Here is a 22,943-nt window from a genome sequence, read left to right as displayed (position 1 = left end):
CGGGGGTAGGGCGTCGCCACAGCGGACGAATGAAATTCACGCCCTTGCAGGCCCGAACTAAAGCGGTACCGACGCCCATGCTTTCACCCCTCTTCGGCATGATTTCCAATGACATCGCAATGGACCTGGGGACGGCCAACACCCTGATCTACATGCGCGGCAAGGGGATCGTCCTGAACGAGCCGTCGGTCGTCGCCCTGCGTAACGTCGGCGGCCGCAAGATCGTCCACGCCGTCGGTCTGGAAGCCAAGCAGATGCTGGGCCGCACCCCCGGTCACATGGAAGCCATCCGCCCGATGCGCGACGGGGTCATCGCCGACTTCGAAGTCGCCGAGGAGATGATCAAGCACTTCATCCGCAAGGTTCACAACCGGAAGGGCTTCGTGAACCCCAAGATGATCGTCTGCGTCCCGTCGGGCGCCACGGCCGTCGAGCGCCGCGCCATCAATGATTCCTGCCTGAACGCTTCGGCTCGCCGCGTCGGCCTGATCGACGAGCCGATGGCCGCCGCGATCGGCGCCGGCCTGCCGATCCACGAGCCGACCGGCTCGATGGTCGTCGACATCGGCGGCGGCACGACCGAAGTGGCCGTTCTGTCGCTGTCGGGCATCGTCTATTCGCGCTCGGTCCGCGTCGGCGGCGACATGATGGACGACGCCCTGATCGCCTATATGCGCCGCAACCATAACCTGCTGATCGGCGAAACGACCGCCGAACGCATCAAGAAGGACATCGGCACCGCCCGCATCCCGGCCGACGGCGAAGGCCTGTCGATCGAGGTCAAGGGCCGCGACCTGATGCAGGGCGTGCCGCGCGAAGTGAAGATGAGCGAGCGTCAGGCGGCTGAAGCCCTGGCCGAGCCGGTCTCGCAGATCGTGGAGGCCGTGAAGGTCGCCCTGGAGGCGACGCCGCCGGAACTGGCCGCCGACATCGCCGACAAGGGCATCATGCTGACGGGCGGCGGCGCCTTGCTGCGCGGCCTGGACGCCGAGATCCGCGACCACACGGGCCTGCCGGTGCAGGTGGCGGACGATCCGCTGTCGTGCGTCGCCATCGGCTGCGGCAAGGTGCTGGAGCACCCGTCGTGGATGAAGGGCGTCCTCGAGTCGTCGCTCTGAGACTGATCGGCCTGCCGCAGGCGCCGCATTCCTGAAAAGGAGCGGATTTCTGGGGCAGGCTAACGCTTTCGGCGGGCTTCGCCCCGCCGATTCCTAAGCTCTAACAGGAAGGCTGGCCGTGGCGTTTCGCGACGGACCGTTCGAGAATCTGAAGGTGCCGCTGGCCTGGACGGCGGCGGTCATGGTCGTCGGCGGAATTGTCGCCGCGGTCATGCTTCTGCTCGCCGATCGGCCGCAACCGGCGGCTAATGACCTGGAGCCCGCGCGCGCAGCCTTCGACAGCGCCGCCGGGACCACGGGCGGCGTTCTGGCCGCGCCCGTCCGCTGGGGCGGCGACGCCGTGGATTACGTCAAAGGCTATTTCTTCGCCGTGTCGGAGAACCGCCGCCTGCGCCGCGAACTGGCGGAGATGAGCGCCTGGCGCGACGACGCCCTGGCGCTGAAGAACCTCAACGCCCGTTACGAACAACTGCTGGGCCTGCAGACCGAGCCGCCCATCGCCATGACGGCCGGACGCGCCATCACCGACGCGCGCGGACCGTTCGCTCGGTCGCGCCTGCTGAACGTCGGCGCCGGCAAGGGCGTGCGCGTGGGCAATCCGGTGCTGAGCGAGCACGGACTGGTCGGCCGCATCTCGGGCGTCTCGGGCGCACACAGCCGCATGGTGCTGCTGACCGACGTGGCCTCGCGCATTCCGGTGATGGTGGAGCGCACCGACGCCCGCGCCATGCTGACCGGCGACGGCAGCCGTAGCCCGCGCCTCGACTATGTGCGGGGGCAGGGCTCTGTGCAGGAAGGCGACCGCATCCTGACCTCGGGCGACGGCGGCGGTTTCCCGCGCGGCCTGCCGGTCGGCGTCGTGGCCAAGGGCGTGGACGGCTCGTGGCGGGTCAAGCTGTACAGCGACCGCACGGCCATCGACTATGTGCGCGTCCTGCTGTTCCAGGACTTCAGCCAGCTGGCGGATCAGAACGCCCTGAACGCAGCCCCGTTGGCCAGCCTGAACACGGCGCCGCCGCCGAACGCCGCCCAGGCCGCCGCTATTCAGGACGTGGCCACGCGCCGCGCCGCCGCCGCACAGGCCGCCGCAGAGCGCGTCCGCGCCGCCAACGCCGCTCCGCCTCCGACGCCGGTTGCGCCCGCGACTGCGACGCCGCCTCAGGCCCAGCCGACGCCGCGTCCCGCCGCGCCCCGGCCGGCCGCCGCCACGCCGCCGCAACCTTCGGCGCAGGCTCCGGCGCCGACCGCGCCTGACGGAGGTCGCGAGTGAGACGGACGATCACCGTGCGGATGGTCGGTCCGATGCAGTGGATCGGCTACCCGGCGCTGATCGCCGCGGCCGCCACCATCCTGTTCGCCATTCCGCTGCGCCTGTTCGGCCTGACCCTGCCCGAGCCGGTCTGGCCCATGGTTCTGGCCTTCGCCTGGCCGCTGATCCGTCCGTCCATGCTGGCGCCGGCGGTGCTGTTCGGTCTGGGCGTGTTCCTCGACTTCTTCTGGGGCGGCCAGACCGGCATGTGGGCGCTGAGCCTGCTGCTGATCTATGGAGCGATGCTGTTGGCGTCGAAGTATCTGGCGGGGCAGGCGACGATCGTCCTGTTCGCCCTCTATGTCGCTTCGACGGGCCTGGCCTTCGCGGTCGCCTATTTCGTGACGCGCGGCAGCCTTGGGAATGCTCCCAATCTGTTGGCTGTTATGGGGCAGATGATCCCGACGCTTCTGCTCTTCCCCCTGGCTGACTGGCTGATCGAGCGCTTCGACGACGCGGACGTGCGATTCCGATGAGCAGCGAACCGCATATCTTCTTTTCCGATGTGAACGAGCGGCAGGGCTCCTTCCTGCGGCGCACCATGCTGCTGGGCGGGGCGACGGTCGTGGGCGGGCTGGCCCTGGTCGGGCGTCTGGCGCATCTGCAGCTCTTCAAGTCGGAAGAGTTCGCCACCCTGGCGACGCGCAATCAGTTCAACTTCCGTCAGGTGCCGCCGCCGCGCGGCCTGATCAAGGACCGCAACGGCGTGGTCATCGCCGGGAACCGGCCCAGCTTCCGCGTCCTGGTGGTTCGCGACGAAACCAAGGATCTGGACCAGACGCTGGACCTGCTGGGCCAGCTGTTGCCGGACACTCTGGAGCGCCGCCGCACCATCATTCGCGAGGTCAACGCCGCGCCGCGTTTCTCGCCGGTTCCGGTCAAGAGCGACCTGACCTGGGAGGAGTTCTCCAAGGTCAATCTGCATGCGGCGGAACTGCCCGGCGTCATGGCCGACATGAACGAGGCCCGCTACTATCCGCACGGCGGCGCCTACGCCCACGTGGTCGGTTATGTAGCCAAGGTGTCCGACCGCGACGTGAAGGCGATCCGAGACAAGGGCGAACAGCCGCCGGCCATCCTGTTCAACCCCGGTTTCCGCATCGGGCGTCAGGGCATTGAACGATCGCTGGATCTGGACCTTCGCGGCGTCGAAGGCGGCAAGCGGGTCGAGGTCAATGCGCGCGGCCGCGTCGTGGCCGAGGATATCGCCGGATCGCGTCCGGCGGTTCAGGGTTCCGAGGTGGTGCTGACGCTGGACAACGACGTCCAGCAGCGCGCGCTTGAGGTGTTCGGCGAAGAGGCGGGCAGCATCGTCGTCATGGATGTGCGCAACGGCGACATTCTGGCCATGGTGTCGTCGCCGTCTTTCGATCCCAATCTGTTCGTGTCGGGCGTTCCGTCCAAGATCTATCGCACCCTGGCGGACTATGAGCGCCGCCCGCTGCTGGACAAGGCGCTGAGCGGCACCTTCGCGCCGGGCTCGACGTTCAAGCCGATCGTGGGCCTGGCGGCGATGAAGCGGGGGCTGGACCCCAGCCGCCGCATCTTCTGCAACGGCAGCTTCTACCTGGGACGCCGGTTCGCCTGTCTGGGACGGCACGGGGCGTTGGACCTGCGCGGGGCCATCAAGGCCTCCTGCAACGTCTACTTCATGACCCTGGCGACCGAGATGGGGCCGGACGCCATCGCTGAGACGGCGCGGGACATGGGCTTTGGCCAGACCTTCGACATCGGCATTCCCGGCCAGAAGGCCGGGTTGGTGCCTGACCGCGAATGGCGGCGGAAGAATCCTGTGCGTGGGGACGGCAAATGGTATCCGGGCGAGAACCCCAGCTATGGCATCGGTCAGGGCGCTCTGACGGTGAACGCCCTGCAACTGGCGGTCTATACGGCGCGCGTCGCCAACGGCTCCAAGGCGGTGTCGCCGCGTCTGATCAAGTCGATCGGCGGGGTGGAGCAGGGCGGCAGCGCCTTCGCCGATCTGCCCTATGATCCTCAGATGCTGCAGGTTCTGCGCGACGGGATGGAGGCGGTGACGGCCGCCGGGGGCACGGGCTTCCGCAACAGCCAGCTGGGTCTGGGCACGGTCAAGATGGCCGGCAAGACCGGCACGGCCCAGGCGCGCAACTACGGCTCAGGCTCGCGCAAGGGCGCCGGACGTCCCTGGGACCAGAAGGACCACAACCTGTTCGTGGCCTATGCGCCGACGGATAATCCGCGTTACGCCGTCTCGGTCATCGTTCAGCACGGCGGTCTGGGCGGCGGCACGGCCGGCGCGCCGCGCGCGCGCGAGGTGATGAAGGTCGCCCTGCTGAAGGATCCGGAAATCCGCGCCCGCATCGAATCGGCAGGCTTTGAGGCCCAGGAGGACGCCGGCGCGCGCGAAGCCGAGGCGCGAGGCGAGCCGATCGACGGCGCTGGCGTCGGCGTCGACGTCGTCGCGCCGCCGCCCCTGACGGAGCCCGGACAATGACCGCATCCGCCCTGACCCGTCCCGGCGAACGCGATCGCCTGTCCAGCAAGTTCGCCGAGCTGGATTGGCGCGTCATCGGCTTGCTGTGCATCCTGGCCGGGATCGGCACGGCCATGCTGTATTCCATCGCGGGCGGCCACTGGCAGCCCTGGGCGGCCAAGCATCTGATCCGTTTCGGCGTCCTGCTGGTCGCCATGATCGGCATGGCCATGGTTCACCCCAAGTGGTGGTTCCATGCGGCCTATCCGCTGTACGGCGTGCTGCTTGTACTGGTGCTGATGATCGAGTTCACGCCGCTGGGCTATACGGCGGGCGGGGCCAAGAACTGGCTGAACCTGGGCTTTACCCGCATCCAGCCGGCCGAGTTCGTCAAGATCGGCCTCGTGCTGGCTCTGGCGCGTTGGTACCACGGCCATTCGGCGCAGGAGGCGCGCTGGTCATGGAAGCTGCTGATCCCCGTGGGGATGATCGGCGTGCCCTTCCTGTTGGTCGCCAAGCAGCCGGACTTGGGTTCGGCCATGATCATCGGCCTGACCGGCGCCGCCGTCATGTTCATGGCGGGACTGAGCTGGCGCGTCATCGCCGCCGCCGTGGCCGCCGCCGTGGCCGTCATTCCGCCCTTCGTCATGTTCGTGATGCACGACTATCAGCGCAACCGCGTGCTGACCTTCCTGAACCCGGAGGCCGACCCCTCCGGCACCGGCTACAACATCATCCAGTCGAAGATCGCCCTGGGTTCCGGCGGCCTGATGGGCAAGGGCTACGGCCTGGGCAGTCAGAGCCAGCTGGAGTTCCTGCCGGAACGCCATACGGACTTCATCTTCTCGACCGTGTCCGAAGAGTTCGGCTTCCTGGGCTCTTTCACCGTTCTGGCCTGCTATGTCGCGCTGATCCTGATCTCGCTGCGGATCGCGGCCCTGTCGCACAGCCATTTCGGCCGGATCAGCGCGGCCGGCATGACGGCCTTCCTGGCGCTGTTCGTGCTGATCAACGGGGCGATGGTGATGGGGTTGGCGCCGGTCGTGGGCGTGCCCATGCCGCTGCTGTCCTATGGCGGATCGACCATGATGACGGTGATGATCGGCTTCGGCCTGATCCTGTCGATGCGGGTGCACCGCTATGTCGAACTGCCGAAGGGCCAGGGGCTGTTCTAATCGGCTGTACGGGCGTTAGGCTGTCGTCATGACTGTTCAGACGCCCGAAAACGAAGCCGCCGACATCCCAAAGGCCGATCCGGCCATGTTCTCCGACTGCGGCGACACGCCCTGTCCGCAACCTGTGTTGGCGGATCCGAAGAATGAGGCGGCGGTTCAGGCCGAGGGGTTGCGGATGCGCGACAACCCGGCCGAGTGGGCCTTCGTCCGCTTGTCCAAGCTGATCGAGGAGTTCGAGGCCAACCTCGACAAGGACGAGGAGATCGGCGCGCGCGTCGTCGGCCTGCCGGGCGATGGGGCCATGCAGATCATGGACGTGGGCTTCTGGGGCCCGGACCTGATCATGTTCTTCGGCCGCAACGCTGACGGCAAGCCGGCGCGCCTGATCCAGCACTACAGCCAGATCAATGTGGTGCTCAGCGCCATGAAGAAGCCGGAGGAGCGCGAGGCGCGCCGTATCGGCTTCCAGCTCAGCGAGATGGTCGAGAAGACCAACCCGAAATAGCGCCTGAACGCGCTGTGACGCCTAGAGCGTCGCCGCCCAGTCGGTGGCGCGGATCAGGCTGTCGATGATGCCGGGCTCGCTGGAAGCGTGGCCGGCGTCGCCGATGATGTCCAGCTTGGCCTCGGGCCAGGCGCGATGCAGGGACCAGGCGCCCGAGATCGGCGTCACCACGTCAAAGCGGCCTTGCGCGATCCAGCAGGGGATGTGGCGGATGGTCTCGATGTTCTCGAGGATCCAGTGCTCGCTGTCGAAGAAGCCGCCGTTGGTGAAGTACCAGTTCTCGATCCGGGCGAAGGCCACGGCGAAGTCGGGATCGGCGAACTTGTCCGGCTTGCCTGACGGGCCCTGGATGCTGACGGTCTCGCCCTCCCAGGTCGCCCAGGCCACGGCGCAGCGGTTGCGTTCCTCCACGTCGTGGCCGGTCAGGCGCTTGTAGTAGGCGGCCATCAGGTCGCCACGCTCGGCCTCGGGGATGGGCGCCAGGAAGCGCTCCCAAGCGTCAGGGAAGATCATCGAGGCGCCGTCCTGATAGAACCAGTGCAACTCCTTCTTCGTCAGCAGGAAGATGCCGCGCAGCAGCAGGGCCAGGCATCGATCCGGATGCTTGATGGCGTAGGTCATCGACAGGGTCGAACCCCACGACCCCCCGAACACCACCCATTTGTCGATGCCCAGCATTTCGCGCAAGCGCTCGATATCGGCGACCAGATCCCAGGTGGTGTTGTTCTCAAGCGAGGCGTTCGGCCGCGACAGACCGCAGCCGCGCTGGTCGAACATGACGACGCGGTACTTGGCCGGGTCGAAATAGCGCCGCATCCCCGGATTGACCGCCCCGCCGGGGCCGCCGTGCAGGACGATGACCGGCACGCCGTGCGGATTGCCGCTTTCCTCGTAGTAGATCTCATGGACGCTGTCGGTCTGCATCCAGCCCGAGGCGTAGGCTTCGATTTCCGGGTAGAGGTCGCGGCGGAGCGTGTCGTTCACGGAAAACATGCGTGGACCCTGTTCAGCTGAAGATCAAACGTTCGTCGGGGAGGGCTTGAGAGCGGCGGCGACGATCAGGCACCAGGCCGCGATCATCATGACTCCGCCGATTGGGGCGATGGCTCCCATTGCGGGAAGGCTCAACAGGCCGATCATGGCCAGGGCCAGGCAGAAGACCAAGCCGCCGCCGCTGGCCAGCCATCCCGCCAGTCGGGCCAAGCGTCCGCCGTTGTTCCATAGCGCCAGCGCCACAGCCAAGGCCGCATGGACCATCTGATACTGGCCGCCTGTGGTCAGCAGGGTTTTGACGGCGGGTGCAGCGCCGTGAGCCGCAAAGGCGCCCAGCGCTACGGCCATGGCGCCGTTGAACCCGGCGAAGACGAGAAGGTTGCGGTCGGGACTCATGGTTTATGTCTAGACCACAAATCAAGGGAAGTCTGCTATGGCGCGCCATGACGTCCGCCCCGCGCATGGCCCTGCAATACGTTCTGCTGTTCGGCGCCAGCGGGGTGACGCTTCCGTTCGCGGGCCTGTGGTTCCGAAGTCAGGGGCTGAGCGGGACGCAGATCGGCGTGCTGCTGGCGATTCCCATGCTGGCGCGGGCGCTGACTGGGCCGCTGATCGCCGTCTGGGCCGACGGCTTCACGCATCGGCGCTCGCCGATCGCCCTGCTGGGGCTGGCCATGGCTGCCGGCTATGGCGGGGCGGGGCTGGTTCAGGGGATCGTCCCCTGGGCTGTCTTCTGGCTGATCGGAGCGTCGGCGGCGGCGGCTCTGATCCCGCTCAGCGACGTGCTGACGCTGAAAGTCGCGCGACGCGAAGGCTTTCCCTTCTCCCTCCCGCGCGGGTGCGGCTCGGCGGCCTTCGTTATCGCCAACGTCGTCATGGGGGTGCTGCTGACGCGGACATCGACGGATGTGGTGATCGTCTGGGCGGTCTCGGCCTCGCTTCTGATCGCGGTGACGGCGTGGCGGTTTTTGCCGGCGGAGCGGGTAGGCGAGGACGGGCCATTATCCGGTTTCGAGCGCTTTAGAGGGTTGGGGCGGCTGGCGGCGGATCCCGTGTTCATGACGGCCATCTTCGCCGTGGGAGCAGTACAGGCGGCCCACGCCTTCTATTATGGTTTCTCCGCCATTCTCTGGCGGGCGCAGGGCGTGGCCGAAAGCATGACGGGCCTGTTGTGGGCCTTTTCCGTCATGGTCGAGATCGGCTTCATGTGGGTGGTCGAGCCATGGCGCCGAAAGAGAGGAATCGGCCCGTGGTTCATCCTGGCCTTGGGCGCAGGCGCTGCCGTGTTGCGCTGGACGGCAATGGCCTTCGCCCCGCCGCTGTGGCTGTTGTGGCCGTTGCAGGCTTTGCACGCCCTGACGTTCGCAGCCACCTATCTGGCGGGTGTGCAGATTGTGGAGCGCCTGTGCCCGCCCGACAATCATACGGCGGCTCAGACGTTAAGTTCGGCGCTGTCTGCGGGGGTGCTGATCGGGCTGGCGACCTTGGCTGGCGGACCGTTGTACGATGCTTTCGGCCCGCGCGCCTACCTGGCCATGGCGGGGCTGGCGCTGGTCGGCGGAGTGACGGGGGTGGTGTTGGCGCGGCGGCTGGAGATCTCAGGCCGCGCTTGAACGGGGCAAGGGGGTGAGGTGGCGCGCCATTGCCGAGGCGGTGGTCTTGATCGCGGTCCGCACGGCGTCTTCCGTCGCTTCGTCGGGGATACGCAGGAGGCCGATAGAGGGCGAGTTCAGGCTGTCTGGCAGATCGGCCAGGACGCGATACAGAATATAGCTGCCCTGGTCGTCTTCTGCGTCGGACGCGGCGAGAACGGACAGGCCTGCCGCGGTCAATTCTCGTGACATTTCGGCGATCGGCGCGGTGACGCGCGCCACGCCGGGCCCGGTTTCATCCAGCCGGCCGGAACCGTCTAGACGGCGGTTTTCCGCGCGCATCTGAAGACGGAAGTCTCCGGAATGGATCGTGCGGCCGATCAGCAGCAGGGCGCCGCAGTTTCGGGCCTTCAGCGCGGCGATGAGGCGCTCGGCCAGGGCCTCGCCGTCGGCGTCGCCTGAAATCGGCTGAGTGCGGGCGCCGGGAGGGCTCCACGGCTCGCCTGACAAGTCCTCGACTAAATCCCAGGTCGGATAGGAGGGATTCCAGACGCAGATGGCGATGACAGGGCGTCGATCAGGACGGTTGCTGGAATCCGTGTCCACCAAGGGGCGTGGCTCCTATACGTCGGGATGGCGCGGGGCCCCTCGACCGTGCGGGTAAAAACGTCGTGAGGTCAAGTCTCAAGCCGCAGCGGGGACTCAGCTGAGATCGCCGATAGCGGCGTCCAGCAACATGAAGGCCCGGCCTTCGTCGGTCGCTAGGCGCGCCTGGATATCGTGGGCGTCGCCGCGATCGGCCTGAAGACTCAGCCCACGGGCGAAGGCGCGGACGTAGGCCTCGGCGTCGGCGCGCAAGGCGTCGTCGCCTAGGACGCGCCGCGAAACGCTGCGCACGGCGGCGGGGGCGACGCGGCGCACGATCTGGCGTGCGCGAGACGGGTCACGCGCGGCGAAGGCATGAGCCGTTTCCTCGATACGCGGACGCGGCAATAAGGCGTTAGGATCCACGCCCATGCGGCGGATAGCATCGGTGATCCGAGCCGCCAGAGCGTCGATCTGTTCGGGCGACGCGATGGGAGCGGACAGGTTCAGCGGGTCTTCCGGCATAGATGCGCCGTCTTGGCCGGCCGGGACGTTCCAGTCCAGATCGGCGGGAGCGTCATGGCGCGTCGCCGGGGCCGCAGGCGCATGGGGGGGCGACGGACGCGCGGTCGGCGCGACGGGAATCGCTTCGATCTCGCCCGCGGGCGCGTTCTGCGGACGCAGTCGGCCGCGCAGGCCGTCTTGCGTGCGTTCGGCGGGCGGGCGAGTGGCGCTGTCGGCGGCTTGAGAGGCAGCCTGGGGGCGGCGGCGCGAAAGGCCGCCTTCGCCGGACACGGAGCCCATCAGTCGCACGGCCTCGGTCAGCATGTCGTAGTTGCGTCGCACGCGCTCCTGGAAGCCGGACTCCAAGGCTTCGGTGTCCTCAGCCGCCTTGCGTGAGGCGGCGTTGAGCGCAGTCAGGCCGTTCTCGACGGCGGCGCGGACAGAATCCACGCGCGCCTGGGCTTCCTGGGGCAGGCGGCTGGCGCGTTCGTCCATGTCGGATACCGCCTGCTCGACCTGAGACAGGGCTTCGGTCACGCGGGCCAGCGTGTTCTGCAGACTGTCGATCAGTCGTTCGCCGGTCAGATCGACCATTTCGGCGGTCTGGCTGACGATGCGGCGAGCGCCGTCGATGCGCGCTTCAGCGGCGGCGTCCGCCTGTTGAGCGGCGTCGAACAGGGATTGGCCGAGGCGGTCGGCGCGGATCTGGGCCTGTTCGATGGCGGCGTCGGCGGCGATGCGTTGATCGTCGGCGGTGGCCTGAAGAGCGGCCAGCGCACGGCGCGTCTCTTCGACCAGCAGATCGCGGGATTCGGCGGACAGGGTCTCAAACCGATCCAATGCCAGTTTGGTGGCGTGGTCGAAGCCGTCGGCTTCGCGCTGCGACATCTGGACCAGGGCCTGGAACTGATCGACCACGGCCTCGACCTGGGCCTTGATCGCCTGGGCCGCATCGCCGCCCCGTTGGGTCAGGTCGTCAGCGGCGGAGCGGGTTTGAGACAGGTGATCCAGCAACTGGGCGCGCTGGCTCTCGATCTGGGCCGAGAAGTCTTCCTGATCGGTGCGCAGGGCGTAGGCGGCGGTGACCAGGGCGGCGCGTTGCTGGCCCAGGCCTTCCTCAACGGATTGAATCTGTTCGGCTACACCAGAGCCGGCCGTCTCCAGCCGCAGGGTTTGGCGAGCCAGGTCGTCGGCGGCGGCGCGCGCGGCGTCCTGGGCTTCATTGGCGGCGGCGGCCAGGTCTGCGGCGCGGGCGGCCAGGGCGGCCTCAGCCTCGCGTAACTGGGTCTGGGCCAGGTCCGAGGCGTCGGCGACCATGCGCGACTGGCGCTCGACTGTTTCGACCACGGTCGAAGTCTGGGATTCCAGACGTCCGCTGAGGCCGTGCATCTGTTCGCGTTCGACGGACATCTGCTCGGTCAGCTTGCGCGCCGTACCGCCAGCGCGTTCGGCCGCTTCATTCAGCAGGGTCGTTTCCTTGGCCAGGGCCTCGCGCAGCAGGGCCATGTCGTTGCGCGCGCGTTCGGCCGCCTGGGCCGCCTGGTTGATGTCGTCGCGCAGGGTGGTCAACACCTGGCCGGCTTCGTTGGCGGCCAGGGCGGCCGGACCGACCAGGGCGTCGGCCATGTCTCGCGCACGACGGGTTTCCTGGGCCAGACCGGCGCCTTGGCGCACGGCGTGGGCCAACAGGATCGACAACCCGACCGGAGCCAGCAGGATCAGGGCGTAAACGGCCAGACGAAGCGGGTCGATCTCCATCATGCCTGAGCCCAGCTCATAGGCGAACCAGGACGCGAGGCCGCCGACCCACAGGGCGGAAGCCAGGCCGGCGATCAGATAGGCGTGATTGCCGCCGCCCTTTGCAGGTTTGCTGCGCGAATCGGCGGGGACCGGCAGGGGCGCCTGTTCGATCGTGGCGGGCGGGGCGTCGGCCGACTCGCCGAGGATGGCCAAGGTGCGCGCAGCCTTCTCTGCTTCGGCGGCGCGCTGTTCGGCGATAGCCTGCTGCTCGGCTAGGCGACGACGCTGGCGTTCGGACATGGGGCGTGCCGGGGCGCGCTCCGATTCCGGCGAGGTCGAGGTCTCCAACTCTGCCGGATGGGGCAAGTCGTCTGCTTCGGGCGCGAGGACGGGCGCCTCATTTGACGAAGCGGGCTCGGGATCGGTCAGATTGAGCGGCGGCCGATGGCTGGATTTCATGGGCGTCGATCTCGATTACTGGTCGCCTGGAGACGCGGGCGAGGTCGCATGCGGACCGACCCTAACGACTGGATCGAAAGGCGAAAAGGCTGGAGAGCGCATTATCCGGGCCGAAGGCGCAGCTTCACCGGACGGAAGTTGTGGATCAGCAGGAGGCGGGGGCGTTGACGTGGATGTGCGTCGAAGGCGCGTCAGCGCACTTTTTTTCGACCCGCTGAATCTCGCGTTCCGACTTCTTGGGCGAGCTCAGATCGACCCCGAACTGCGACAGCGCAACCGCAGCGAGCAGGGCGATAAGGCCGATCACCATTTCGATCAGAGCTTGCATGGGGCGCAATATGACAGATCACGGTTCCGGCGACAATGCGGCGAAGTAATGAAGCGTCGCCATTGACCCTGGTGATGCGGAAATGGAACGATCCTGTGCTGATCGACATCTGCATCAAGGGGCCGAGTATCAGGCCGTCACGCGAATCGGTCATTGGAGGCTCATGCGGCCAGATCGTTCCTATGAAGGCAGTCTGATCGGACCTGGTCCCGGGGTGTGGCGCGCCGCGCCCGCGCATCGGCTCGCGCCTCTGATGGAGAACAAGGCTTATTTCGACGCCCTGTCGTCGGCCCTGCACAAGGCGAAGCGGTCGGTCCTGATCCTGGGCTGGCAGTTTGATCCACGCACGCGTCTGAATCCTGAGGGGCCGCTGACCGACCGCCGGGCTGAGATCGGCCATCAGTTGAAGGCTCTGGTGCGTCACAAGCCCGACTTGGACGTGCGCCTGTTGATCTGGCGCTCGCCGCTGCTGATCGCGGCGTCGCAAGGCTTCTATCCGCACAAGGCTCAGCGTTGGTTCCGCCGGCGCATTGTCGAGTTCCGGCTGGATGGGCCGGGCATCCTGGGCGCCTGCCACCATCAGAAGGTGGTGGTGATCGACAATCAGATCGCCTTCTGCGGCGGCGGCGACATCTCGACCGACCGCTGGGACACCGAAGAGCATTTCTCGGGCGATCCGCGTCGGTGCGAGCCGACGGGCGTCATCCCTGCGCCCCGGCACGAAGTCATGTGCGTGATGGACGGCCCGGCGGCGCAGGCTCTGGGCGAACTGGCGCGCGAGCGGTGGAGGCGGGCCACCGGCGAGGTGCTGGAAGTCTCCATGCCGCGCGGCGGCGACGCCTGGCCCGACGGCGTGGAGCCGGCTTTGCAGAACGTCCCTGTCGCCATCTCCCGCACGGAACCGCAGGTGCGGGGCCGACCGGAGGTGCGCGAGAACGAGGCCTTGCACCTGGAGGCCATCCGGCGGGCGCGCTCGCTGATCTATATGGAGAACCAGTATTTCACCTCGCCCCTGCTAGCGGCGGCGCTTGCTGCGCGGCTGGACGAGCCGGACGGGCCTGAAGTGGTGCTGGTCTCGACCGGCCGCAGCCCCAGCTGGTTTGACGGCCTGACCATGGATACGGCGCGGGCCGAGGTTCTATACCGGCTGGAGCAGGCGGACCGGCATGATCGTTTCACCGCCTTTTATCCGGTGACGGACGAGGGCGAGCGGATCATCGTCCACGCCAAGATGACCATCGTCGACGACAAGCTGCTGAGGATCGGGTCCAGCAACCTGAACAATCGCTCGATGGGGCTGGATACGGAGTGCGACGTTTCGGTCGAGGCTGAGACGGAAGCGCAGCGCGAGGTGATCCAGCGTTTCCGCCGTCACTCGCTCGGCCATTTCATCGGCGTATCGGGTGAAGCTTTCGCCGAAGCTGAGACCCTGCTGGGTTCAGTCGGGCAGGCGATTCAGACCTTCGGCCATGAACGCATGAAACCGCTGGGCGCGACCGAGCCGACGCGGGTCGAGCGGATGTTCGCCGAGTGGCAGTTCGGCGATCCGGTGTCGTCCACCGACGCCTGGCGGCCATGGAAGCGGCTGAACCGTTCGCATCGCACCCGACCCAGGTCAGAGGGCGGTCAGGCGCCGGGTTGACCCTTGGGCTGATCGATTTCGAAGTCGATGATCAGCGGCAGGTGGTCCGAAGCGGCTCGCGCCAGGGGCGATGACGGCGTGCGGGCGCCGGTCACGCGGATTTCGCGGCTGACGAAGCAGTGGTCGATGCGAATGGCCGGGAAGGTGGACGGAAAGGTCTTGATCGAGGGCTTCAGCCCCAGCCGCCGCTGGGCGTCGTCCAGCCGCCGGGTCAGGGCTTGGTAGGGGCGGGTGATGGAGGTGGCGTTGAAGTCGCCGGTCAGGATGGTCGGCCCGTCGCACATCGGATCACCCAGCCAGTCCCGGCCGATCAGGGCCGCGACCTGAAGCCGCTGCTCGCGCGGAACCAGACCCAGGTGGGTGTTCATGATGTTGACGACCACGCCGTCGAAATCGACCGCTGACCACAGGGCGCCGCGCGGCTCCAGCCCCTTGAGGCCGGGCAAGGTGGGCAGGGCGGCGGCGCGCACCAGACGCTCGGGCCGGTGGGTCAGGATGGCGTCGCCGTAAAGCTCGGCCTCGACCTTCATGGCGGGATGGAACTGCACGCTCATGGCCAGGCGCTGGGCGATGGAGTCAGCCTGATCGACCCAGCCGGTGCGGGCGCGGCCGACGTCCAACTCCTGCAAGCAGACGACGTCCGGCTCATGCTCGGCGATGACGTCGGCGATGCGGTTCACGTCCAGCTTGCGGTCGACGCCGACGCAGCGATGGACGTTGTAGGTCAGAAGTCTCGGCATGAATTCCTTGCCCGCGATCGCCGCGACTGTCGCGCCTCAATGCGGCGGTCGCGAGGCCCCGATAGCGATCCTGATAACCGGACTAGATGACAACCAGCTTGTCGGGGATCTCGTTTTCATCAGCGGGCTTGGGCGGAAAGCGTTCCGTCAGAACCTGACCGCACAGGGCGATGGCCTTTTCGAAGCCCTCGACCGGCTGGTCACGCCGCAGGGCGCCGGTCAGGGCGGCCACGGCGTCGGCCCAGACTTCGGGACTAACGCAGGAGTGGATGCCCTCATCGGCCACGACCTCGACCTGATGATCGGCCAGGGCCGCGAAGATCAGGACGCCGGTGCGCGCCTCGGTGACGTGCAGGCCGTGCGCTAGGAACTGCTGCATGGCGGCGCGGCGAACGCGCGTGCGGCGCAGGGCGGCGGGCGTCAGAAGTCGCCGCACGACGGGGATCAAGGACAGCAGGAAGACGGCCACGAAGACGCCCGCCTGCACCAGGCCATAGGCCGCCAGGGCGCGCCCGATCTCGGCCGAGGCGGCAGGGGCGTGGGCGATCTCCCATCCGCCGCCGAAGGTCAGCCAGTCGCCGTTGAAGCCGAATGGAATCAAGCCCAGCGGCAGCAACAGGGCCGCAGCGGCCGCCCAGCCCAGACTGACGTCGCGATAGGACGACACCTGCCGGGCCACGACGCAGAAGATCTCGCCGGAGGTGTTCGCCTCGGCCTGGGCGATGGCCTGAGCGACCCTTGCGTGGTCGTCGTTCGTGAACTGCATCACCATCCCCCCGAGGCGCCGCCGCCGCCGAAGCCGCCGCCGCCTCCGCCGAACCCACCGCCGCCGAATCCGCCGCCACCGCCCCAGCCTCCGCCCCAGCCGCCGCGATCATCGTCGTCGCGGTTGCGCAGAGCCTCGCTGGCGGCCCAGATCAGGATGGGCGACAGGCCGTCGCCGCGGCCGCGCCGCTTGCGGCCGCCCGCCGCGGCGCCGACCATGCTGAAGAAGATGAAGGCGAACACCAGCAGGATGACGATGGCGGGCAGGACCGGCTTGGTCGTCGCGGTCGCCGCGCTCTTGGCCTCTTCGGCGCGCGCCTGGGCTTCGGCCGGGTCGGCGGTCAGCTGGGTGATGATGGAATCGGTCCCGGCGATGATGCCGGCGGCGTAGTCGCCCTGGCGGAAGGCCGGCAGGATGTCGTTGCGGATGATGAGCGAGGAATAGGCGTCGGTCAGCACGCCCTCCAGCCCATAGCCGACCTCGATCCGCACCTTGCGCTCGTTCGGCGCGACGATCAGCAGGGCGCCGCCGTCGTTTTCCTTCTGCCCGATGCCCCAGTGACGGCCCAGCTGATAGCCGAAGTCCTCGATCTCCTGATCCTGCAGCGAGGGCAGGGTGACGACGACCAACTGATCGCCGGTCTGCTGCTCCAGCGTCGCCAGCTTGCCGGTCAGGGCCTGTTCCTGTTCGGGCGTCAACAGCTGAGCGTCATCGACCACGCGGCCGGTCAGGGTCGGAAACTTGATCTCGGCGGCCAGGCCTGCGTCGGGCAGGGCGGCCAGCCACAGGACGAGGCCCAGCACCAGTGCGGGGAGCAGGCCCCGCGCCGCGCCTTCTCTCAGAGCGAGGGCGGAAGGGGTCATTTCAGGTTACTGCGCCGCCGGGGCGGGCGCGGCCGCGGGCGGCGTGGATCCCGGCGCGGCGCTGGGGGCGGGCGCGCCGCCGCCGGGCTGGGCTCCCAGGTCGAAGTTTACCGTTGGCGCGGATTGAGCCTCGGCTGTGGCGGTGAACAGCTGCATGGGCTTGGAGCCGCCGTGCAGGGTCTTGGCCCAGATCACGCTGGGGAAGGTGCGCAGCGTCGTGTTGTAGTCGCGCACGGCCTCATTGTAGTCGCGGCGCGCCACGGAAATGCGGTTTTCGGTGCCTTCCAGCTGCGACTGCAGGGTCAGGAAGTTCTGGTTGGCCTGAAGCTGGGGGTAGGCTTCGACCGTCACCAGCAGCCGCGACAGGGCGCTGGAAAGCTCGCCCTGAGCCTGCTGATACTGCTGGAAGGCGGCGGCGTTATCGAGGTTGGAGGCGTCGATGTTGACGCTGGTGGCCTTGGCGCGGGCCTCGATCACCTGGGTCAGGGTGGTGCGTTCCTGAATGGCCGCGCCCTGAACGGTGGCGACCAAGTTCGGCACCAGGTCGGCGCGGCGCTGATACTGGCTCTGGACGTCGGCCCAGGCGGCCTCGGCGCGCTCCTGCTTGGTCGGAATGGTGTTGTAGCCGCAGGCGCCCACGGCGGGGGCCAGGACGATGACAGCGGCGACGGCCGCGATGCGAGGCGAGAAACCAGCCATGAAGAAGCTCCTGCGGGCGGTCCTCATGACCGCTGATCGCTAAAGACTATCGGGCGCGAAAGGCTCCGCTTCAAGGCTGGATTTGATGCGGTCAATCATGGAATTCGTCATCCTCGGGCTTGTCCCGGGAATCCATAAACACGAAGGCTGACGTTCGCGCGCAGCAGGGCGGCCTGATACGTCGGCGTGTCTGGATCCCCGGGACAAGCCCGAGGATGACGGATGAAGGTGCGGGGAACGGCCGCCGTCAGCCGTTCAGGTCTTCCGGCTCCACGCCCGCCGCGCGGCAGGCGGCGGTGTAGGTGTTGGCCAGCAGGCAGGCGATGGTCATGGGGCCGACGCCGCCGGGAACGGGGGTGATGCGACCGGCGGCCTCGACCGCCTCGTTGAAGTCCACGTCGCCGACCACGCGGGTCTTGCCTTCGGCGGCCTTGGCCGGATCGCGCGAGGGAACGCGGTTGATGCCCACGTCGATGACGGTCGCGCCCGGCTTGATCCAGTCGCCCTTGATCATCTCCGGGCGACCGACGGCGGCCACCAGGATGTCGGCCGTGCGGCACAGGGCGGGCAGGTCGCGGGTGCGCGAGTGGGCGATGGTGACGGTGCAGCTCTCGCCCAGCAGCAGTTGCGCCATCGGCTTGCCGACGATGTTGGAGCGGCCGACGATCACGGCGTTCAGGCCCGACAGCTCGCCCAGTTGATCCTTCAGCAGCATCAGGCTGCCCAGCGGGGTGCAGGGGATCATGCCAGGCAGGCCGACGGCCAGGCGTCCGGCGTTGACGACGTGGAAGCCGTCCACGTCCTTGTCCGGCGAGATGGCGTCCAGAACGGCAGCCGAATCGATGTGCTTGGGTAGCGGCAGTTGCACCAGAACGCCGTGGATGCCCGCATCGGCGTTCAGCGACGCGATCAGGGCCAGCAACTCGGCTTGAGGCGTTTCGGCGGGCAGGCGGTGGGTGTCGGACCGCATCCCGGCCTTCAGCGTCGTCTCGCCCTTGTTGCGGACATAGAGCTGGCTGGCGGGGTCTTCGCCGACGATGACGACGGCCAGGCCGGGCTTGACGCCATGGGCGGATTCCAGCCGTGCGGCGGCCGCTGCGACGCGCTCCACCAGGGTCTGGGAGAAGGCCTTGCCGTCGATCAGCGAGGCGCGGGCGGGTTCGACAGCCATAATTGGCTCCATCTGCCGGGAACTGGAAAGCGTTGCCGCGATTTACAGGCGCTGCGGTTCGGCGTCTATGATGACGCCAGCAAAGAGGTTTTTATGCGTTATTCCCTGCTCGCGGCGGTCAGTGCTGTCGCTCTTCTGTCCACCGGCGCCGCCTGGGCCCAATCTGCGACCGACGTCAGGTTGGGGGATGACATCCGCGGGCGGCTGGAAGACGGCGATGCTCGCACGCGCGGCAGCGACGGCTATCGCTATGACGACTACCGCGTGAACCTGCGCGCCGGTCAGCGGCTGGAAGCCGAGATGACGTCGGACGATTTCGACACCTATCTGGAAGTTTACGCTGAAGGCTCCCTGCGGGAGTCGCTGGCCAGCGACGACGACAGTGCGGGCGACCTGAACGCGCGCCTTCGGTTCACCGCGCCCGAGGCCGGGGTCTACATCGTGCGCGCCCGCACCTTCTCCGGCATCGAGACCGGCGACTATCAGCTGTCGCTGAAGGAGCGCGCCGCGCCGCGGATGCCGCGGCCGGGCCGCATCGCCATCGGCCGCGATGAGACGGGCAGCCTGGGATCCAGCAGCGCCGAGGATGACGACGGCAAGCGTTACGACGCCTACGCCTTCCGCGCCTCTGCGGGCGAGCGGGTGAAGATCGATCTGCAGTCCGAGGACTTTGACAGCTTCCTGCGTGTCGGCCGCATCGTGAACGGCGCCTTCTTGCAGATGGCCGAGAACGACGACGGCGGCTCCAGCCTGAACGCGCGCCTCGTGTTCACGGCGCCGCAGGCGGGGGAATATCTGATCCGCGCCACCTCCTATAACGGCTCGGCCGAAGGCGACTACCGCCTGTCGATGGAGCAGGGGCCGCCTGCGCCGACGGCGACGTCGGTGACGGTCGGCGAGGAGACGCGGGGCCGTCTGACCTCGGACAGCGCGACCAGCGATTCCGGCGCTCCGACCGACCTGTATCGTTTCAGCGGCCGCGCTGGGCAGCGTGTGGCGATCACCATGAAGGCGGACGGCTTCGACACCTATCTTGAGTTGTTCGACGCCAACCACAACAGCCTGGCGACGGACGACGACAGCGCCGGCGACCTGAACGCTCGCCTGACCCACACCCTGACCGAGGACGGCGACTACCTGATCGAGGCGCGCGCCTTCTCCAGCGGCGAGGGCCCCTACACGCTGAACATCGAAGAGATCGCGCCGCCGCCGCCGCCTTCGGCCATCGCCTTCGGCCAGACGGTCGAGGGCGAACTGGCCAACAGCGACGCCACCGATGATGACGGACGCCTGTATGACGCCTTCGTCTTCAGCGGAACCGAGGGGCAGCGCATCCAGGCCGTGATGCGGTCCGGCGATTTCGACGCCTATCTGCAGCTGAGCGAAAACGACGAGGAGTTCAGCGAGATCGCCAGCGACGACGACGGTCTGGGTCAGGGAACGGACGCGCGCCTGATCTTCACCCTGCCGGAAACCGGCGAGTATGTGCTGCGTGCACGGTCATGGTCGCGCGACGCCAAGGGTCTTTATGCGCTAGAGCTTCAGGATCTGGGCGACGAACCTTCGCCGGGCAGCCTGCTGATCGGCTCGACGGTGCGCGGACGGTTGAGCGAGCGGGCCAGCCTCACCGACGACGGCGTCTACTACGACGCCTATCATTTCAAGGCCAAGGCGGATGAGAAGCTGCGCTTCACCCTGATCGCCAGCAGCTTCGACGCTGTGGTCGAGGTCGGCGAGGAGAAGGACGGCGACTACTTCAAGCTGGAGGAGGACGACGACAGCCTGTCGGACACCCACGCCCGCCTGAACTGGACGGCTCCGCGCGACGGTTCCTATGTGCTGCGCGCCCGTAGCTTCGGCTCCAACTCGACCGGCGACTATGTGCTGATCACGGAGCGGCAGCCCTGAGCGAACCTGACGACGCCGCCGCCTCGGCCCTGATCCTGGGCCGGAAAGACCAGCACTTGGACGTGGTGCTGGCCGGCGGCGGGCGTCACGCCCTGTCGGCGGGGTTCGACGACTGGCGGTTCGTGCACGAGGCGCTGCCGGACCTGGACCATGCGCGCATCGATCTGGGCGTCGACTTCCTGGGGCGGCGGCTGAAGGCGCCGTTTCTGATCAGCGCCATGACCGGAGGCCCGGCGCGCGCCGAGGCGATCAACGCCCGCCTGGCCGAAGCGGCTCAGCACCTGGGCATCGCCCTGGCGGTCGGCTCGCAGCGCGCGGCGCTGGAAGGCGGCGCGGCGGGCGGGCTGGACTTCTCGCTGCGGCTGAAGGCCCCGGATACGCCGATCCTGGCCAATATCGGCGCAGCCCAGCTGACACGCGGCTTCGGCCGGGACGAGGCGCGCCGGGCGCTGGACATGATCGGCGCGGACGCCTTGGTCGTTCACCTGAACCCGCTTCAAGAGGCCTGCCAGCCTGAGGGAGATCGCGACTGGTGGGGCGTGGGCGCGGCGCTGCAGGCGCTGATCCGCGATCTGGACGCGCCGGTCATCGTCAAGGAGACGGGGGCCGGGATTTCCGCCGTCACCGCCCAGCGCCTGATCGCCATGGGCGCGGCGGGGGTCGATGTGGCCGGAGCGGGCGGCGCCAACTGGGGCCTGATCGAGGGCGAGCGCGCGACTGATCCGGCGGACAAGGCGCATGCCCTGGCCTTCGCCGACTGGGGCATACCCACTGCGCGCGCCCTGGCCGAAACGCGCAACGCCTTGCCGGACGCCTTGCTGATCGGATCGGGCGGCGTGCGCGACGGGGTGGATGCGGCCAAGGCGATCCGTCTGGGCGCCGACGTCGTCGGCCTGGCTTCGGGCGTCATCCAGGCGGCGACCGTCTCGACCGAAGCGGTCATCGAACAGTTCCAGCTCGCCATTCGGCAACTGCGAACTGTCTGTTTTTGCGTAAACGCTTCAAATTTAGCGGCGTTGAAACGAGTTCCATTGCTTCCTGTCAAATAAGCTGGGCATTTTCGCCCCCTGCGTTTTTGCGTCGCACCCAAGGAGATTCCCATGCGCGCCCTGTTGATGACGTCGGTCCTGACGTCCTCCCTGATTCTGGCCGGCGCCGCCGCGGCCCAGAGCTCCATCCGGCCTGGGCAGACCGTGACCGGCAATTTCAGCAGCAAGGACGCCCGTATGGACGACGGGTCGCACTACCGCTGCTATGTGGTGCAGACCCAGGCGGGTCAGGCCTATACGGTGACGATGCAGTCTGAGGATTTTGACACCTTCCTGATGGCGGGCGCCGGCACGGATTGCGACGAGACCTCGGTGACGAACGACGACGGCCCTGACATGGGCACGGACTCGCAACTGCGCTTTGTCTCCAACGGCGGAAACTGGATCATCCGCGCCAACACCCTGAGCGAGGGGCAGACCGGCGCCTTCCGTCTCACCGTCTCGGAAGGCCAGCGCCTGCGCCCGACCACTCAAATCGTGCCGATCTCGGTTGGTGAAAGCCGCCAGGGCCGACTGGAGTTCAGCGACCGTCAGGCCGACGACGGCTCCTTCTACGACTGCTACGTGCTGAACGTCAGCCGCGGTGGCAATGTCTCGGTTCGCATGGATTCGGCGCAGTTCGACGCCTATCTCTCGCTGCACGAAGGGCCGCAGTGCGACGGCGACAGCCTGGCCTCCGACGACGATAGCGGCGGCGGCACCAGCGCCATGGTCACTCAGGATCTGCGCCCCGGCTCCTATTCCTTCCGCGCCAACAGCCTCAGCTCGGCGCAGGAAGGCGACTACACCGTCTCTGTCACGACGATGCGCTGACAAGGAAAAGGCCCCGGTTTCGCCGGGGCCTTTTTCAATAGAAGACGCTGTCTGATGCGGAAGGCTGGTCGAGCGCCGACTGACGCGCCTCGCGTTCGGCGGCGTAGTCGGGCTGAGGCGCATCGAACCCGAATCCGTAGTCGTCTCGTTCCAGCTGTTGCGCGGGCGGAGGCGGCGAGGGGCGGACGATGGTCGGCGGCGCTTCCTGTTCGGGCAACGGCGGCAGGTCCGGCGTCAGCTCCAGCCAGGCGCTTTCGACATAGGGTTCGTCCTCGCCGGGCAGGACGGCGAGCCGTTCGGGATCGTGCTCGTATCCGTCCCGCAACTCCCCAACAGCCATGATGGAGCCGACCGGCAGGTCCGGTTCGACGGGCGGCACGACGTCGATGGCGACGGCCGGGCCGGACGCTCGCCCGCCATGCGCCGCCGAAGTCGAATTCCAGGCAGCCCAGCCCGCCGCCCCCAGTCCGGTCAGGACCAGGGCGGCGGAGGCCAGAATCACGGCGCTTTTGTTCATGGTCGGCGGCGTCCT

The 22,943-nt window shown here is 67.7% G+C and carries 22 protein-coding genes; 11 read left to right on the top strand and 11 right to left on the bottom strand.

What is annotated here, in order from left to right:
- The first annotated feature begins 77 nt into the window (after nucleotides 1-77).
- The 6 genes from AC3A3G_RS01500 (at nucleotide 78) to AC3A3G_RS01475 (ending at nucleotide 6,559) form a co-directional block, all read left to right on the top strand.
- Complete coding sequence (locus tag AC3A3G_RS01500) at nucleotides 78-1,118, top strand: rod shape-determining protein (protein WP_003164688.1); 1,041 nt, start codon at nucleotides 78-80, stop codon at nucleotides 1,116-1,118.
- A 118-nt stretch (nucleotides 1,119-1,236) separates the two neighbouring features.
- Nucleotides 1,237-2,388, top strand: a complete 1,152-nt coding sequence (gene mreC / locus AC3A3G_RS01495; RefSeq protein WP_487487379.1) for a rod shape-determining protein MreC — start codon at nucleotides 1,237-1,239, stop codon at nucleotides 2,386-2,388.
- 20 nt (nucleotides 2,389-2,408) lie between these two features.
- Nucleotides 2,409-2,903, top strand: coding sequence for a hypothetical protein (locus AC3A3G_RS01490; RefSeq protein WP_003164690.1), 495 nt, complete (start codon nucleotides 2,409-2,411; stop codon nucleotides 2,901-2,903).
- Nucleotides 2,900-4,900, top strand: a complete 2,001-nt coding sequence (gene mrdA / locus AC3A3G_RS01485; RefSeq protein ID WP_487487378.1) for a penicillin-binding protein 2 — start codon at nucleotides 2,900-2,902, stop codon at nucleotides 4,898-4,900. The genes AC3A3G_RS01490 and mrdA overlap by 4 nt, the downstream gene beginning before the upstream one ends.
- Nucleotides 4,897-6,054 (top strand): rod shape-determining protein RodA, encoded by a 1,158-nt coding sequence (gene rodA, locus AC3A3G_RS01480; protein WP_046653517.1) that lies wholly within the window; start codon nucleotides 4,897-4,899, stop codon nucleotides 6,052-6,054. The genes mrdA and rodA overlap by 4 nt, the downstream gene beginning before the upstream one ends.
- A gap of 28 nt (nucleotides 6,055-6,082) precedes the next feature.
- Entirely contained in the window at nucleotides 6,083-6,559 is a 477-nt protein-coding gene (locus AC3A3G_RS01475) for a DUF6173 family protein (protein ID WP_487487377.1), read from the top strand.
- A 21-nt stretch (nucleotides 6,560-6,580) separates the two neighbouring features.
- Here the strand turns inward: AC3A3G_RS01475 and pip are convergent, their stop codons facing one another.
- Entirely contained in the window at nucleotides 6,581-7,552 is a 972-nt protein-coding gene (gene pip, locus AC3A3G_RS01470; protein WP_487487376.1) for a prolyl aminopeptidase, read from the bottom strand.
- A gap of 24 nt (nucleotides 7,553-7,576) precedes the next feature.
- Nucleotides 7,577-7,948, bottom strand: a complete 372-nt coding sequence (locus AC3A3G_RS01465) for a DUF423 domain-containing protein (RefSeq protein ID WP_125899846.1) — start codon at nucleotides 7,946-7,948, stop codon at nucleotides 7,577-7,579.
- A 47-nt stretch (nucleotides 7,949-7,995) separates the two neighbouring features.
- Between AC3A3G_RS01465 and AC3A3G_RS01460 the strand changes: the two genes are divergently transcribed.
- On the top strand, nucleotides 7,996-9,165 hold the full coding sequence (locus AC3A3G_RS01460) for an MFS transporter (protein ID WP_200166979.1): 1,170 nt from the start codon (nucleotides 7,996-7,998) through the stop codon (nucleotides 9,163-9,165).
- Here AC3A3G_RS01460 and AC3A3G_RS01455 read toward each other — a convergent pair.
- The 3 genes from AC3A3G_RS01455 to AC3A3G_RS01445 all read right to left on the bottom strand — a co-directional run bounded on the left by AC3A3G_RS01455 (nucleotide 9,151) and on the right by AC3A3G_RS01445 (nucleotide 12,760).
- The gene (locus AC3A3G_RS01455) at nucleotides 9,151-9,750 is read right to left on the bottom strand and encodes a hypothetical protein (protein WP_125899920.1); all 600 of its coding nucleotides are present in this window, start codon (nucleotides 9,748-9,750) and stop codon (nucleotides 9,151-9,153) included. The two genes, AC3A3G_RS01460 and AC3A3G_RS01455, sit on opposite strands and share 15 nt — an antisense overlap.
- A gap of 96 nt (nucleotides 9,751-9,846) precedes the next feature.
- Nucleotides 9,847-12,432 carry a tipN gene (locus AC3A3G_RS01450; RefSeq protein ID WP_487487375.1) on the bottom strand — a complete coding sequence of 862 codons (2,586 nt, stop codon included), beginning with the start codon at nucleotides 12,430-12,432 and terminating at the stop codon, nucleotides 9,847-9,849.
- A gap of 145 nt (nucleotides 12,433-12,577) precedes the next feature.
- The gene (locus AC3A3G_RS01445) at nucleotides 12,578-12,760 is read right to left on the bottom strand and encodes a hypothetical protein (protein ID WP_125899849.1); all 183 of its coding nucleotides are present in this window, start codon (nucleotides 12,758-12,760) and stop codon (nucleotides 12,578-12,580) included.
- Between the two features lie 253 nt (nucleotides 12,761-13,013).
- Here AC3A3G_RS01445 and AC3A3G_RS01440 point away from each other — a divergent pair, with 253 nt between their 5' ends.
- Nucleotides 13,014-14,402, top strand: coding sequence for a phospholipase D-like domain-containing protein (locus AC3A3G_RS01440; protein WP_234287752.1), 1,389 nt, complete (start codon nucleotides 13,014-13,016; stop codon nucleotides 14,400-14,402).
- On the opposite strand, the gene AC3A3G_RS01435 is transcribed toward AC3A3G_RS01440, so the two are convergent.
- From AC3A3G_RS01435 to AC3A3G_RS01415, 5 genes are all read right to left on the bottom strand, one after another.
- Nucleotides 14,387-15,142 carry an endonuclease/exonuclease/phosphatase family protein gene (locus tag AC3A3G_RS01435; RefSeq protein ID WP_125899851.1) on the bottom strand — a complete coding sequence of 252 codons (756 nt, stop codon included), beginning with the start codon at nucleotides 15,140-15,142 and terminating at the stop codon, nucleotides 14,387-14,389. The genes AC3A3G_RS01440 and AC3A3G_RS01435 overlap by 16 nt on opposite strands.
- A gap of 82 nt (nucleotides 15,143-15,224) precedes the next feature.
- A complete protein-coding gene (locus tag AC3A3G_RS01430) occupies nucleotides 15,225-15,908 on the bottom strand; it encodes a TPM domain-containing protein (RefSeq protein ID WP_487487374.1) in 684 nt (227 codons plus the stop codon).
- Nucleotides 15,908-16,771: a TPM domain-containing protein gene (locus AC3A3G_RS01425; RefSeq protein ID WP_487487373.1), complete on the bottom strand. Its 864-nt coding sequence runs from the start codon at nucleotides 16,769-16,771 to the stop codon at nucleotides 15,908-15,910. The genes AC3A3G_RS01430 and AC3A3G_RS01425 overlap by 1 nt, the downstream gene beginning before the upstream one ends.
- A 6-nt stretch (nucleotides 16,772-16,777) precedes the next feature.
- Nucleotides 16,778-17,470 (bottom strand): LemA family protein, encoded by a 693-nt coding sequence (locus AC3A3G_RS01420; protein WP_487487372.1) that lies wholly within the window; start codon nucleotides 17,468-17,470, stop codon nucleotides 16,778-16,780.
- Nucleotides 17,471-17,717: 247 nt separating this feature from the next.
- Nucleotides 17,718-18,641 carry a bifunctional methylenetetrahydrofolate dehydrogenase/methenyltetrahydrofolate cyclohydrolase gene (locus AC3A3G_RS01415; protein WP_487487371.1) on the bottom strand — a complete coding sequence of 308 codons (924 nt, stop codon included), beginning with the start codon at nucleotides 18,639-18,641 and terminating at the stop codon, nucleotides 17,718-17,720.
- A gap of 93 nt (nucleotides 18,642-18,734) precedes the next feature.
- Between AC3A3G_RS01415 and AC3A3G_RS01410 the strand changes: the two genes are divergently transcribed.
- Genes AC3A3G_RS01410 through AC3A3G_RS01400 form a run of 3 tightly spaced genes read left to right on the top strand, consistent with a single transcriptional unit; the run spans nucleotide 18,735 to nucleotide 22,411 of the window.
- The gene (locus tag AC3A3G_RS01410; protein ID WP_412878437.1) at nucleotides 18,735-20,549 is read left to right on the top strand and encodes a PPC domain-containing protein; all 1,815 of its coding nucleotides are present in this window, start codon (nucleotides 18,735-18,737) and stop codon (nucleotides 20,547-20,549) included.
- A complete protein-coding gene (gene fni / locus AC3A3G_RS01405) occupies nucleotides 20,546-21,598 on the top strand; it encodes a type 2 isopentenyl-diphosphate Delta-isomerase (RefSeq protein WP_308446942.1) in 1,053 nt (350 codons plus the stop codon). The genes AC3A3G_RS01410 and fni overlap by 4 nt, the downstream gene beginning before the upstream one ends.
- A gap of 51 nt (nucleotides 21,599-21,649) precedes the next feature.
- On the top strand, nucleotides 21,650-22,411 hold the full coding sequence (locus tag AC3A3G_RS01400; protein WP_200167502.1) for a peptidase: 762 nt from the start codon (nucleotides 21,650-21,652) through the stop codon (nucleotides 22,409-22,411).
- A gap of 34 nt (nucleotides 22,412-22,445) precedes the next feature.
- Here AC3A3G_RS01400 and AC3A3G_RS01395 read toward each other — a convergent pair whose 3' ends face one another.
- A complete protein-coding gene (locus AC3A3G_RS01395; protein WP_200167504.1) occupies nucleotides 22,446-22,928 on the bottom strand; it encodes a hypothetical protein in 483 nt (160 codons plus the stop codon).
- Nucleotides 22,929-22,943: the final 15 nt, after the last annotated feature.

Source organism: Brevundimonas sp. Soil_N_31, from assembly GCF_057655995.1.
The sequence above is the reverse complement of the archived record's forward strand: the minus strand, read 5'-3'. Positions and strand labels throughout refer to the sequence as shown.